This is a genomic window from Halpernia sp. GG3 (genome assembly GCF_052976925.2).
Window position 1 is genome coordinate 377,823 of sequence record NZ_JBRIIR020000006.1, and the last position, 13,332, is coordinate 391,154.

Annotated in this window: 10 protein-coding genes; 3 read left to right on the forward strand and 7 right to left on the reverse strand. The window is 32.6% G+C overall.

Annotated features, from left to right (window positions below; genetic code table 11):
- Positions 1-67: 67 nt before the first annotated feature.
- Together ACVBED_RS02800 and ACVBED_RS02805 are read right to left on the reverse strand one after the other, a co-directional pair.
- Positions 68-751: a hypothetical protein gene (locus ACVBED_RS02800; protein WP_447121050.1), complete on the reverse strand. Its 684-nt coding sequence runs from the start codon at positions 749-751 to the stop codon at positions 68-70.
- Between the two features lie 348 nt (positions 752-1,099).
- Positions 1,100-1,501 carry a fasciclin domain-containing protein gene (locus tag ACVBED_RS02805; protein WP_447121051.1) on the reverse strand — a complete coding sequence of 134 codons (402 nt, stop codon included), beginning with the start codon at positions 1,499-1,501 and terminating at the stop codon, positions 1,100-1,102.
- A gap of 232 nt (positions 1,502-1,733) precedes the next feature.
- Here ACVBED_RS02805 and ACVBED_RS02810 point away from each other — a divergent pair, with 232 nt between their 5' ends.
- The gene (locus tag ACVBED_RS02810; protein WP_473094446.1) at positions 1,734-2,252 is read left to right on the forward strand and encodes an SRPBCC family protein; all 519 of its coding nucleotides are present in this window, start codon (positions 1,734-1,736) and stop codon (positions 2,250-2,252) included.
- Positions 2,253-2,567: 315 nt separating this feature from the next.
- On the opposite strand, the gene ACVBED_RS02815 is transcribed toward ACVBED_RS02810, so the two are convergent.
- The 5 genes from ACVBED_RS02815 to ACVBED_RS02835 all read right to left on the reverse strand — a co-directional run bounded on the left by ACVBED_RS02815 (position 2,568) and on the right by ACVBED_RS02835 (position 9,096).
- Complete coding sequence (locus ACVBED_RS02815; RefSeq protein ID WP_473094447.1) at positions 2,568-3,350, reverse strand: SDR family NAD(P)-dependent oxidoreductase; 783 nt, start codon at positions 3,348-3,350, stop codon at positions 2,568-2,570.
- A gap of 282 nt (positions 3,351-3,632) precedes the next feature.
- Entirely contained in the window at positions 3,633-3,839 is a 207-nt protein-coding gene (locus ACVBED_RS02820; RefSeq protein ID WP_447121057.1) for a transposase, read from the reverse strand.
- 398 nt (positions 3,840-4,237) lie between these two features.
- Positions 4,238-4,609 carry a hypothetical protein gene (locus ACVBED_RS02825; RefSeq protein ID WP_447121058.1) on the reverse strand — a complete coding sequence of 124 codons (372 nt, stop codon included), beginning with the start codon at positions 4,607-4,609 and terminating at the stop codon, positions 4,238-4,240.
- Positions 4,610-4,887: 278 nt separating this feature from the next.
- The gene (locus ACVBED_RS02830; protein WP_447121060.1) at positions 4,888-6,732 is read right to left on the reverse strand and encodes a hypothetical protein; all 1,845 of its coding nucleotides are present in this window, start codon (positions 6,730-6,732) and stop codon (positions 4,888-4,890) included.
- A gap of 240 nt (positions 6,733-6,972) precedes the next feature.
- The gene (locus ACVBED_RS02835; RefSeq protein WP_447121061.1) at positions 6,973-9,096 is read right to left on the reverse strand and encodes a Tex family protein; all 2,124 of its coding nucleotides are present in this window, start codon (positions 9,094-9,096) and stop codon (positions 6,973-6,975) included.
- A 384-nt stretch (positions 9,097-9,480) separates the two neighbouring features.
- Here ACVBED_RS02835 and typA point away from each other — a divergent pair, with 384 nt between their 5' ends.
- Positions 9,481-11,286, forward strand: a complete 1,806-nt coding sequence (gene typA, locus ACVBED_RS02840; protein ID WP_447121062.1) for a translational GTPase TypA — start codon at positions 9,481-9,483, stop codon at positions 11,284-11,286.
- 589 nt (positions 11,287-11,875) lie between these two features.
- Positions 11,876-13,279, forward strand: coding sequence for an APC family permease (locus ACVBED_RS02845; protein WP_447121063.1), 1,404 nt, complete (start codon positions 11,876-11,878; stop codon positions 13,277-13,279).
- Positions 13,280-13,332: the final 53 nt, after the last annotated feature.

Consider the following 13,332-nt stretch of genomic DNA (forward strand, 5'->3'; position numbering starts at 1 on the left):
TGAAATAGAAATGGTGCGTTATAATTCTTGAAAGCACTTTAATTTTCATTTTTAATAAGCAAATAGATTACTCCGCCTTTTTACTTTCAGCAATAATGTCTTTTGCCTTATTGATAATTTCATCGTAATCATTTATTACAGATTTGATGTCGTGATTAAGATTTCTATATTTTTGCTGAATTTTTGAATCGGACAAGGAAAGGAAAATTCCTTTAATCTGCAGATCATAATCCTGCATTTTTAACTGCTCGGTATTTATAAAGGTTACCGTGCCATTTAAGTTTGGTATGGATTGTTGATAATAATTTAAAATATTATATTTCAATTGATCATCTTCAATAGTTGCGATTTTTCCGCTGGATTTAAATCCTTCATAGGGTCTAACATTAAAGTTTGTTGTTAGCAGCAAAAAATTTAAATGATTGTAAATAGCTCCATTCTTTACATCACTTTCTTTTAAAGCCAATACAAATTTATAATCATCTTTTAGTAAGATCGCTGCGTTCTTGTTTTGTTCTAAAATTTTTATGTCAGCAGAAAGATTTTCCCGCAATTCCTTCAGAAATTTATTTACTTCCTGCTGTTCATGTCTGTGCTCGCTCCGGCTTTGTAGCCAGATAGAAAGCGTTACTGCAAAAACAATGATGAAGATCTCAATACTGATTTCTTTAATTTTTTCTGTTAGAGAATGTTTCTTATTTTTTGCCTCTTTATAAATTTCTGTTGTGTGTTTGGTTATTTCGTCCTGCACAATTTACATTTAAACAAAATATTTTTGAAATTGTCCTTACTTTAATTTAATCTACGATATGACTTTTGAAAATAGTAAATTTTTAAAGTTGATAGACATAAAAAAATAGTCGAAAAGAACTTTGCAATTGTAAAAATTATATAGCAGATGTAAGTGATCTGACTGAACTGTGATTTTAAATCTATTCTGCTGCGAAAGTATTTTTATTCACATTACTTTGATGAATTCAAAAACAATATTTAAAACAATAATAAGACTTGATAAACTTGCATTTATGAGGAAGAAATAAAAAAGAACAAAGCCTCAAATAAATTGAGGCTTTGTTGAAAAGTTTAAATTAATTTGATCTTAAGGTAATAAAACTTTGTCAATCACGTGGATCACTCCATTTGATGCATCAATATCAGCAGTTGTTACAGTAGCATTACCAATGGTTACTTTACCATCTTTAATACTTACGTGTAATTTACCTCCTTGTACAGTTGTTAATTCTTGACCGTCTTTTAAATCAGCAGCGTGCGTACTTCCACTAACCACATGGTAAGTCAAAACTTTAGCAAGTTCTGCTTTATTTTCTGGTTTTAGTAAAGTGTCAACACTTGACTGGATGTCTGCAAATGCAGCGTCAGTAGGTGCGAAAACTGTGAATGGTCCGGCGCTTTGTAAAGTTTCTACTAAACCTGCAGCTGTTACTGCTGCTGCAAGTGTTTTACTTTCTGTTGATGCGATTGTTACGATGTCATTTGCCATTTTAAAATGTTATTTAATTGAGAATTAATTTTCTCATGTGGTAAATATACATACTAATTATTGAAATATAGTAATAAAACATTTTATATTTATTATAGAAAAATTCAATACAAGTCAACCGCGTTGATTAATTTAAAATTGCGATATTTAAATGTTTTATCTTACGCCAGTGTTTTTGATTTAGCCTCAGTTTGCTTACTTTAAAATAATATCATTCTTAAATTTTAAAAATATGATCATAGTTTTAGTTCTTGCGTTTAGCATTGTAGTTTTAGGAATTTTCTTAAAAAAAGAATACCAAATAATAAGAGAAATAACTATTGATAAGCCTAAGCAACAGGTTTTTGATTACATTAAATTCCTGAAAAATCAAAACGAATACAGTTATTACAATATTAAGGACCCCGAAATTATAAAATCATATTCAGGAATAGATGGCGAGGTTGGTTTTACCTACATCTGGAAAAGCAAAATAAACAGTATCGGAAGCGGCACCCAAACTATCTCAAACATTGCGGAAGGACGGGAGATCGTTTGTGATATTAAATTCACAAAACCACTTCCACTAAAATCGGTTGCGACAATTTCGTTGACTGAAATTAGCGACAGTGAAACAAAAGTGACCTGGACTTTCAGAAGTTTGTATAAATTTCCTTTAAATATTATTATCTATTTTGTAGATCTTGAAAAATTAATAGGAACTGACATCGCCTCCAGTTTAGTGACTTTAAAACGAAATTTAGAAAGATAGCAATTGTTTGAAGCTGAATTAGAAGAAATTTTTGCGCGCTTTTCGGAACTATGTTTTTTCCGGTGGCGCGGATTTCTAATCCGTTATCGACTATACCATAAATAATATACAAACTTTTAAATTGCTTTTTAAATCAACCAATTTTTTATTTTGAGTTCATTTGAAGATAAGATAAAACATGTTATACAAGTCGCAGTTTTCATATTCTATCAAGATAATGTTTTAAAAAATAAATTATAATTTTTACAGTAGAAAGCCATCTGAAAAAGATGGCTTTATTATTAAATGTGTTATTGTATAAAATTTCGTTTGCGCCTACATCGCTCTGTGGCTTGCGGTTCTTTTAGCCAATGAATCATACATAGAAGCAGCTTTTTTGTCGAATTCAATTGGATTATCGCGGTTTAGTTTTATGTTTGCTTCATCGCCTAAGGTAATATCGATCGCATTATTTTGTAAGCCTTCCAATGCGCGCTGTGCAACCATTTCCGATGAATGTAAACTTTCTGATTTTGCTGTTTCCATCATCGGTGTATCTGTTCCAGTAGGGTAAAGTGTGACTACTTGAATAGGGAAATCTTTTAACTCTCTTCTCAAAGCTTCAGAAAAAACTTTTACTGCGCCTTTTGTTGCTGCGTACGTCGCATAAAATGGCAAGCCAATGAGAGCCAAGTTAGATGATACGTTTAGAATAGCGGCTTCCGGGCTTTTTTTCAATAGTGGAAGTGCGTATTTCGTCATTAAGATCAAACCGGTAACGTTGGTATTGATCTGGGCTATGATGTCATCATCGGAAATATCTTCTATAAGTCCTGCACTTACAATGCCTGCGTTATTAATAAGAAAATCTAGCGCATCCCATTTTTCTGTTATTTTTTGGATAAAATCTTTTAAATCTTTAGGTTGCGAAACATCACCACCAAAAAGCAAAAAATCTGCTTCTGGAAACTCACTTTCAAGCGCTTTTAATTTTTCTTCGGTTCTACCAATTACGGCAAAGTCTCTTGCTCCAGCTTTGTATAATTCGGCAATAAGTGACTTGCCAATTCCGCTACCGCCGCCCGAAATAGCAATTTTTTTATTTTGAAAATTCTTCATTATTTTTATTTAAAGTTTTACTTTATGTTTTATACGAAGGAAAAACAAAATTCAAGCCAGTTAGTTTGAGCAAATAATTGTGTGATGCGCGAATAATTTTTAATAAACATTAGTTGAAACGCTTTTTAAGTCCTTATAAATTAATTTTATTTTTGAGTTCCAACTTAATAGTTTATACTTTTGATAAAATCAATTTGGCGTTGATCCAGATTTTTAATTTAAAGTAAAACTGTGATAAGTTTTTTAATTCTATCAAAGTAGCGAAGTTTTGTTTTTAGAAATCTACAGTTTAAAAAAAATATTGTTCACGGATTGTAAATCTTCACAAGATTTTTTAAAGTAATCGAGTGTCCATTCTTTTCTGCTTTCAGGTTCTTCTGAAATACTTCTAATGATATTTTTTGAAGTAAACTTTTTGAAATCCCGCATTATTTCTGAAAGATTGTATGTACCCACCGCTTTGCAAAATAAATGCAGATGGCGGTGCATAAGACAGTAAGCATAAATTTCTAAACCTTTATTTTCCTAGCGATATTTTAAAGCATTTATTATGATATATTTTGATTCAGTCTGGTAAAAACGTCAACCCAACCAACAGTTGTGATGGTAATGAAATAGGCTTGCTCTATTTCGGTTGCTTTGTATTTGATTGACATAAAGTAAAATTATATAAATATATTGTTTACCCTTTGCAAATCTAATGTCGAGTTTAAGTAGCGTTAATCGACGGTGCGAATTCGATGGCGCGGATTTTTAATCCGTGACTTTTAACACAACAATAAAGGACAAATTTTAAACTTTATTTTCTTGTAAAAGTTTTTGATGAAGTAAACAAAAACTTTATGATTATTGGCCACGAATTGCAAATCCGCGCCATCGGGGTTTTTTTACAAATGTTTAATATGATCGTTATTTTCTAATAATGTTTCAAGATAAACATGAAATTCATCAAGACCTACTTTTAAACTTCCATTAATATATTTTTCTTCAAGTATTTCATCTCTTTTAAACATGCATTTTGTCCCATCTTTATAAATAACAGTAAGTCGTGAGTTATAATCATTCACTGATTCTTTTTCCAAAAAATAGGAAATTTCTTCTGATTTTAAACTATATCCGTTTTGAATTTTTTCTAATTTAAAATTTTGAAATTTATTTTCGTTAAACAATTTATACAAATGATCAATAAATATTCTGCCTTCTTTTTGTTTATCCCAATTTTTTTGCGCCATTTCTTCCAGACTAAAACTCTTCATCATAATTTTAATATTTAATTGTTTTCCTAAAAGTAGAAATTTATTTTTGGTTTAAATGTTTTGCTTATTTTTTAAAAATTTAAATAGGGCGAATTTTTTAATTCAATTTCGAGGATTTTTAATCCGTGACTTTTAACACAACAATAAAGGACAAATTTTAAATTTTATTTTCTTGTAAAAGTTTTTGATGAAGTAAACAAAAACTTTATGATTATTGGTCACGGATTGCAAATCCGCGCCATCGGGACACGAATTAAAAATCCGCGCCATCGGGATTTTTTTTATTTTGTTAAAGCCTTCACTATTCTTTCTTCATTAATTACAATATCTCTAAACAAAACATGTGGAAACTCTTTATATTTAGATGTTTTGAAAGCATCAAAAATTTTAGATAAAGTTGATGCAGTTAAAAGCGACAAATTCATTTCGGTATCCATTTCGCAGTCATAGATAAAGTCATCACTAAATTCGGGAGCAACAAGTAGAATCTTTACAATTCGTAAATCATTTTTTAGTGCCAAGTTTTGATATGATTTGAGCTGTCTTGAAACTGTACTAAATTTATTGTAACCTTTTTCTTTTATCGTTTTGCACTCTACAATAATTATTTCACTATTCCCTAAATTTAATAGAATATCAATTTTGTCCTTCTGAGTGTTCAGTAGATTTTTTGCTTTGTCATCAACATTAAAACCTAATGAAATGAGCATTATTTTAGTAAGTTCTTCAAACTTTAGTCCTAATTCACTTTCTTTTACTGAAATCCCATTTTCTTTTAATAGGTTTAAATTTCGGTAAGCAACATTTTCATAATTTTCAAGATATAAGTTTTCAACATCTTTGTAATGCTCAAGAATATTTAAAATATCATCACCTCTTTGTCTAATTTTATTGTCTTTTATAAATGTTGCTAAATCTGATTTTGTAATTAAATCTAATATATCTCGTGGCTTGATATTATAATCTAAAAGAAAATCAGCGTTTAAAACAAATTCTTCTTGAAGTTCATATTGTTCTTTTAATTCTTTATTTAGTTTTGGTAAAGAAACATTTAATTCTGTTAGCATTTTGGCAAATCCATCTATTGAGATTCCAACTTTCTCGTCTTTCTCTATATTTTCAAAATGATTAATAAGACTATTTATTTTTTCTTCTAAAGTATTACCTTTTAAATTGGAAATATTAAGTCCTTTCTCACAAAGTTCATTTATACTTTTTTTCTTTTCTGTTAAAGTGATTCCCAATTTGTAAATTTCATTAGAAAGTAAATTCGAAAATGAAATACCTTCTTTTATAATTGTTTCTATTTTTTGAGAAGCCGTTAATTTTCGGTCAATATTATGTTCTTTGGCTATTTGATTAATTATCGGTTCTCTCAATAATTTTAAAGTTCGCCGGTAAAATTTTTCTGCAACTTCTTTTTTTCTAACTTTTCGCAAAAGACTGATCATTTCATCAGCTACATAAATTGTGTTTTCTTTTTTTGAAAAGAAAATAATTCCAAGATTTTTTAAACTATTAATAACTTCTTGAATATCAAATTTTTTAATTGGTAAAATAGAGTAATTTATAAGTTTTACATCTTCTTGTGATAAACCAAGTTGCTTTGATAAAGTTAAAATGATTGATAGCTCGTCTGATGTTATTTTTGCTTCACGATTATTTTCAATATCGTTGTTATAGGCGGTAAACAGGCAAGATTTGTAAATTCGAAAATCTCTTTTTTTGTATTCACTAATTTCAGATTTATCGTTTTCTAACTCGCTGCTTAAAGATTTAATTTTGACCTTTAAATTTTTGATTTCAATTTCATACAATCTCGAAAACCAATCTTGTTTCATTATACAATTTCCATCTCGAATTATAATGTCTATGAGAATGTCTAATTGAGAGTTTGCTTCTTGAAATTCACACTTTAAGTATTTGGTAAATTCGTCAGAAGTTAGACTAAAAATATTAGAAACATTTAGATTATCAACCGACTTTAATCCCTTGTCAGACGAACTTAAAATCTTCTCAATTTCTTTTGTGTTTTTTGGATTGTTTGTAATTATATGGTCGATAATTTTTATAAATGAATTTTTCTCCAAAGAGCCAAGTTTATCTAATATTTTTTCTAATTTCATGTGATTATTTTTTATTTATAAATTTAACCGATTCAAGCCTTTTACTTTTAGTTTCCTTACCTTTAAAAACTTACTGAATTCTAATTCTTCTTCTCTTTTGATTTTTTATATCAATCAAACTCTGAAATCTTTAAAATTTAATTATTCGTGTCTTTTTACATTATTTTTATTCAACTAAAATACAAATTTTATTGTTCTGTTGTGAAATTTAAAAAGCAGCCTTTCCTAGCTATAAAAATTTCACAAAACCATCGTCAACTGCACCCGTTTTCGGTCTTCATCTACTTCCAAAACCTTCACCATCACTTGCTGCTGCAGTTTTACGACTTCATTGACGTCCGACACAAAACCTTCCTTTAACTGGGAAATATGCACGAGGCCGCTTTCTTTAATGCCCAGATCCACGAAGCAGCCAAAAGCCGTGATGTTGTTCACAATGCCGGGAACGGTCATGCCCACTTTTAGGTTTTTTATGGATTTTAAATTCGGGTCAAACTCAAAGACTTTTGCGGATTTTCGTGGGTCTAAACCGGGTTTCTCAAGTTCTTTTAAAATATCTTTGATGCCTAAAATCCCGGTGTTTTCAGAAATATAGTTTTCGGGATTGATCAACTTTATTTTCTCTTTATTGCCGATCAGTTCGTCGGATTTTAATTTGAGGTCTTTGGCCATTTTTTCTACCAAAGCGTAAGTTTCGGGATGAACGGCAGAATTATCCAAAGGATTTTTCGCCTGATGGATCCTCAAAAACGCAGACGACTGCTGAAAGGCTTTTTCACCCAAACGCGGCACTTTTTTTAAGTCTTTCCGGCTTTGGAAGGCGCCATTTTCTGTGCGGTAAGTCACAATATTTTCCGCCATTTTCTCCCCGATGCCGGAAACATAACTAAGCAAAGATTTACTCGCCGTGTTGAGGTTGATGCCGACGGAATTCACGCAGCGCATCACCACAGAATCGAGTTCGTTTTTAAGTTTGCTTTGGTCCACATCGTGTTGGTATTGTCCGACGCCGATAGATTTTGCATCAATTTTTACCAGTTCTGCCAACGGATCAGACAATCTTCTGCCAATGGAAATTGCGCCCCGAACGGTAACATCATAATTGCCAAATTCTTCACGTGCCAATTTACTCGCCGAATAAATGGACGCGCCCGCTTCCGAAACCACGAAGACTTCGAGATCTCTTTCAAAACGGATCTTTTTAATGAAAAATTCGGTTTCTCTTCCTGCTGTTCCGTTGCCGATCGAAATGGCTTCAATATTATAAGCAGAGATTAAAGATTTTATTTTTTTTACCGCCATTGCCGTTTCATTTTGTGGCGGATGCGGGAAGATGGTTTCGTTGTGCAAAAGATCGCCTTTTTCATCCAGACAAACTACTTTGCAACCGGTTCTAAAGCCAGGATCAATGGCTAAAATTCTTTTTTCGCCCAAAGGTGGCGCAAGCAATAACTGACTTAAATTTTCTGCAAAGACCTGAATGGATTTTTCATCGGCTTTCGCTTTGGCTTCGGCTAAAACTTCGGTGGAAAGGGAAGGTTCTAGCAATCTTTTGTAGGAATCTTCGATGGCTGAATAAATTTGTTCCGCACTTTCAGAGTTATTTTTAATTAAAGTTTTGTCCATGAAATTTAAGGCTTCATTTTTCTCAACTTCAATTTTCATGCGTACAAAACCTCCTGTTTCGGCGCGCAAAATCGCCAATATACGGTGCGAAGGGATTTTGTCTAAACTTTCTTGCCAATCAAAATACTGTTTAAATTTTTGTGCCGGTTCTTCTTCGGCTTTTGTTTTGATGACTTTAGAAGTAATCAAAGCCGTTTTCTGAAACAATCGTCGCAGGTTTTTTCGGACGTAGATATTTTCATTGATCCATTCTGCCATAATATCGCGTGCACCTTGAAAAGCCTCTTCAATTGTGGAAATATTTTCATTTAAATAGTTGCTGGCTAAAGAATTTAGACCAGAAGAATTCTGCGCCATGATGATTCTAGCCAAAGGTTCTAGACCATTTTCGCGGGCGGAATCGGCTTTGGTTTTGCGTTTTTTCTTGTAAGGCAGATAAAAATCTTCCAATTCCTGAAGGTTAAAACTTAGTTCTATTTTTTGTTTTAAATCCGGCATTAAAGCGTTTTGCTCTTCAATTGATTTTAAAATACTTTCTTTTCGCTTTACAATTTCTAAAAACTCTTTATTAAGTTTAAAAATGTCTTCAATTTGGACTTCATCAAGGTTTCCCGTTCTGTCTTTTCTGTATCTGGCGATAAATGGAATCGTGCAGTCTTCAGCAAACAATTTTAAAGTACTTTCAATACTATTGGTGGGAATATTTAGTTTTTGCTGAATGAAATTGAGGTTTGTCATAACTAATAGTTAAAAGACAAAAGTAAGGTTTCAGTTTACTAAATGCAATTGGTGGAAAATTTCATCAAAAATATGTCCCCAACCCTAAAGGATGTAATTTTAATGAAATTTTGTGAGAAATTTTCCGCGCTTTAGGGTCGGAGAAAGAAAATTACTTCTTTAAATTAATTTTTAGAAAATTACTAAAACTTCTCTGGTAAAGCTTCATCCAAAAAATTATTTTAATAAATCAGGTTAAGTCTTCCCGCAAATCCTATTGTCAAACTTGTACATTTATAAATTGTGAAATTATTTAAATTTTAATATTAACAATGATTTACATCAATGATTACATTAAACATAATCCAAAAAAAATGATTACTTTTGCACACGTAAAAAATAGGTATGCAAAATATTAGAAATATCGCGATTATAGCGCACGTTGACCACGGTAAAACAACTTTGGTTGATAAAATTATCCACGCAACAAGTGTTTTTAGAGACAACCAGGAAACTGGCGAATTGATCATGGATAACAACGATCTTGAAAGAGAACGTGGAATTACCATTTTGTCAAAAAATATTTCTGTGATGTACCATGGTACAAAAATTAATGTTATTGATACGCCTGGTCACGCCGATTTTGGTGGAGAAGTAGAGCGTGTTTTGAAAATGGCAGATGGTGTACTTTTATTAGTTGATGCTTTTGAAGGACCAATGCCACAAACAAGATTTGTGCTTTCTAAAGCATTAGAATTAGGTTTAAGACCGGTTGTCGTTATCAACAAAGTTGATAAACCAAACTGTCGTCCAGATGAAGTTCACGATCAGGTTTTTGATCTTTTTTATAATTTAGATGCAACGGAAGAACAATTGGATTTCCCAACGTTTTATGGTTCATCAAAACAAGGTTGGTTTAATACTTCACTAGAAGAAACTGATAATATTTTCCCATTATTAGACGGTATTTTGGAGCACGTTCCAGCGCCGGAAGCTAAAGAAGGTCCTTTAAGAATGCAGATTGTATCTCTTGATTTCTCTTCATTTTTAGGTAGAATTGCGATTGGTAAAATCATCCAGGGAACTGTAAAAGAATCACAGTGGATCGGTCTTGCGCAGGAAGACGGCAAAATTGTAAGAGGTAAAGTAAAAGAATTATTCGTTTTTGAAGGTCTTGGTAAAAAGAAAGTTCAAGAAGTAAAAGCAGGAGATATTTGCGCCATTGTTGGTTTTGATAAATTCCAAATTGGCGATTCATTTGTAGATTTAGAAAATCCAGATCCATTGCCTAGAATTGCAATTGATGAGCCGACTTTAAATATGACGTTCTCAATTAATAACTCACCTTTCTTTGGAAAAGACGGAAAATTCGTCACATCCAATCACTTGAAAGAGCGGTTGATGCGTGAACTGGAGAAAAATTTAGCCCTAAAAGTGGAGCCAACTGAAGATGCCAATACATTTTTAGTATTCGGACGCGGTATCTTGCATTTATCAGTTTTAATTGAAACCATGCGTAGAGAAGGTTATGAAATGACCATCGGACAACCACAAGTTATCATAAAAGAAATAGATGGCGTAAAATGTGAGCCTTACGAAAGTATGGTTGTAGACGTTCCCGCAGAATTTGCTTCTAGAGTGATTGATTTAGCCACACAAAGAAAGGGCGATCTTCACATTATGGAAACAAAAGGTGAAATGCAACATTTGGAATTTGAAATTCCTTCCAGAGGTTTGATCGGTTTACGTTCTCAGATGTTAACTGCAACCGCAGGTGAAGCAATTATGGCACACCGTTTTTTAGAATACAAACCATTCAAAGGTTCAATTCCAGGTAGAAGTAATGGTGTTTTAGTTAGTAAAACGCAAGGTCCAGCAACGGAATATTCTATCGCAAAATTACAGGATCGAGGTGTATTTTATGTAAATCCAGGTGAAGAAATTTACGGTGGAATGATTATCGGTGAGCAAAACAAACCGGGAGATTTGGTTATCAATATCGTGGAGGCAAAGCAATTGAATAACATCCGTGCAGCCGGTAAAGATAAAGACGGAAATATTGCGCCTAAAACATTGTTCTCTCTAGAAGAATGTATGGAATATATTCAGGAAGACGAGGCGATAGAAGTAACGCCAAACTTTATCAGAATGCGTAAAAAAGTCTTGTCTGAAGACGAAAGAAAGAGAAATGACAGAATGGCGAAATCGTAATTCTCATTAAATATTTAATCCGCTTTAATTAATATTAGAGCGGATTTTTTTTGCTAAAATTTTAGTAATTGTAAATATTTGGAGCAGGAAATTTCTGCTTTTTTCAAAGTGTCTTCCCGCTCTTCATTGCAATCTGTCATTGCGAAGAACGGAGTAATTCGTTGAAATTGTCAGCATGCAATGCCAGGATTTCCATTACGATCAGGGCTAAAGTTGAGGTTTAGTTTTTTTCTTTCAAAAAAGTCCAGCACAAAATAAATAGTGTAAGATTTCATTTTAAACTAGTAAAGATTTTCGATACTTATTTTTTAAAAAATAAATTCAAAATACGACTTCCAATTTTCCTTTGCAATCCACTTTTTGTGGTTGGGATTCCGGTTTGTCTGGCAAATCTTTGTTTTGCACGAGTAACACCTAATAATCTGTTTAGTGAAAATGAAAATCCGAATTTGCTCATGATCAGTTATTTTTCTAATTTGATTCTGGTAAAATTAGAACTTTATTTTTAATATTTATAAAAACCTTTTTGAAATTCATTAATAATTTATCCCAAAAAAAATTATATTTACTGCTTTAAAAACTAAAACTAATGAACAGAAAACTCAAACTTTGGGACGCCGTAATGCTTGTAATGGGCTCAATGATCGGTAGCGGAATATTTATCGTGAGCGCAGATATGATGCGAAATCTCGGTTCCGGGTTTTGGCTCATCGTCGTTTGGGTAATTACCGGAGTAATGACAATTGCCGCAGCAATAAGTTACGGCGAACTTTCCGCCTTATTCCCAAAAGCTGGCGGACAATACACGTACATCACCAAGATTTTTGGTAAAATGACAGGTTTCCTTTACGGTTGGGGACTTTTTACCGTGATACAAACTGGGACAATCGCCGCCGTTGCAATGGCTTTCAGCAAATTTACCGCGTATTTAATTCCGAGTTTAAATGAAGCAGCGCCAATTTTCCAACATGGCACTTTTCAAATCACTTGGATTCAAATTCTATCTATTGTTGTAATACTTTTCCTTACCTACATTAATACAAAAGGGATGAAAAATGGAAAAATTGTACAGGACATTTTTACAGCTTCCAAAGTAATTGCGCTTTTAGGAATTATTATTTTAGGTTTTATTTTGGTGAAAAATTCACATTGGGCAGAAAATATGAGTTTTGGAACCCAAGCGTTTCAAAATCTTAAAAATACAAGTTGGGTTCCAATTTCTGGTGTCACTTTATTGGGAGGGATTGCTGCTGCAATGGTTGGTTCCGTTTTTTCGAGCGTGGCTTGGGAAAATGTGACTTTCATGTCTGGCGAGATTGAAAATCCGAAGAAAAACGTTGTAAAATCAATGGTTTTAGGAACTTCTGTGGTAATGGTTTTATATCTTTTAATCAATTTGGTTTACCTTAATGTTTTAGATAGAAATGGAATTGCTTTTGCCGCAAATGACCGAACTGCAGTCGCCGCTTCCCAACAAATTTTCGGTAATGGTGGAACAGTCATTATTGCCGTTTTAGTGATGGTTTCAACTTTTGGCTGTATCAACGGATTGGTTTTCGCAGGTTCGCGGGTTTTTCAAACTATGGCAAAAGACGGTTTATTTTTCAAAGCCGCCATTGCAAATAATAAAAACGATGTCCCAGAAAAATCACTTTGGATGCAGGGTGGTTGGGCGTGTCTATTAGCTTTAAGCGGTCAGTACGGTGATTTATTAGATATGATTTCTTTTGTAATTGTTTTGTTTTATATGATCACTGTTTTTGGCGTTATTTATCTCAGATTTAAAAGTCCAGATTTAGAACGACCTTATAAAACGTGGCTTTATCCAATTACACCGCTCATTTATTTAATTATTGGTACTGCATTTTGCGTGCTTCTAATATTTTATAAACCACAATACACTTGGCCAGGATTTATTTTAATTCTTCTCGGTGTGCCGGTTTATCTTTTTATCAACCGCAATAAAACTGAAAATAAGGAGCTAGAAGAATAGTGCTTCCCTAGAAGATTGTTCCCGTTTTCCGCTGTATCTTTTGTGGCGCTCGC

Bases quoted from the DNA above. Each gene is read 5' to 3' on its own strand.
- ACVBED_RS02810 (WP_473094446.1), top strand. From the start codon at position 1,734: ATGATCATAGTTTTAGTTCTTGCGTTTAGCATTGTAGTTTTAGGAATT.
- ACVBED_RS02830 (WP_447121060.1), bottom strand. From the start codon at position 6,732: ATGAAATTAGAAAAAATATTAGATAAACTTGGCTCTTTGGAGAAAAAT.
- typA (WP_447121062.1), top strand. From the start codon at position 9,481: ATGCAAAATATTAGAAATATCGCGATTATAGCGCACGTTGACCACGGT.
- ACVBED_RS02805 (WP_447121051.1), bottom strand. From the start codon at position 1,501: ATGGCAAATGACATCGTAACAATCGCATCAACAGAAAGTAAAACACTT.
- ACVBED_RS02815 (WP_473094447.1), bottom strand. From the start codon at position 3,350: ATGAAGAATTTTCAAAATAAAAAAATTGCTATTTCGGGCGGCGGTAGC.
- ACVBED_RS02835 (WP_447121061.1), bottom strand. From the start codon at position 9,096: ATGACAAACCTCAATTTCATTCAGCAAAAACTAAATATTCCCACCAAT.
- ACVBED_RS02820 (WP_447121057.1), bottom strand. From the start codon at position 3,839: ATGCACCGCCATCTGCATTTATTTTGCAAAGCGGTGGGTACATACAAT.
- ACVBED_RS02845 (WP_447121063.1), top strand. From the start codon at position 11,876: ATGAACAGAAAACTCAAACTTTGGGACGCCGTAATGCTTGTAATGGGC.
- ACVBED_RS02825 (WP_447121058.1), bottom strand. From the start codon at position 4,609: ATGATGAAGAGTTTTAGTCTGGAAGAAATGGCGCAAAAAAATTGGGAT.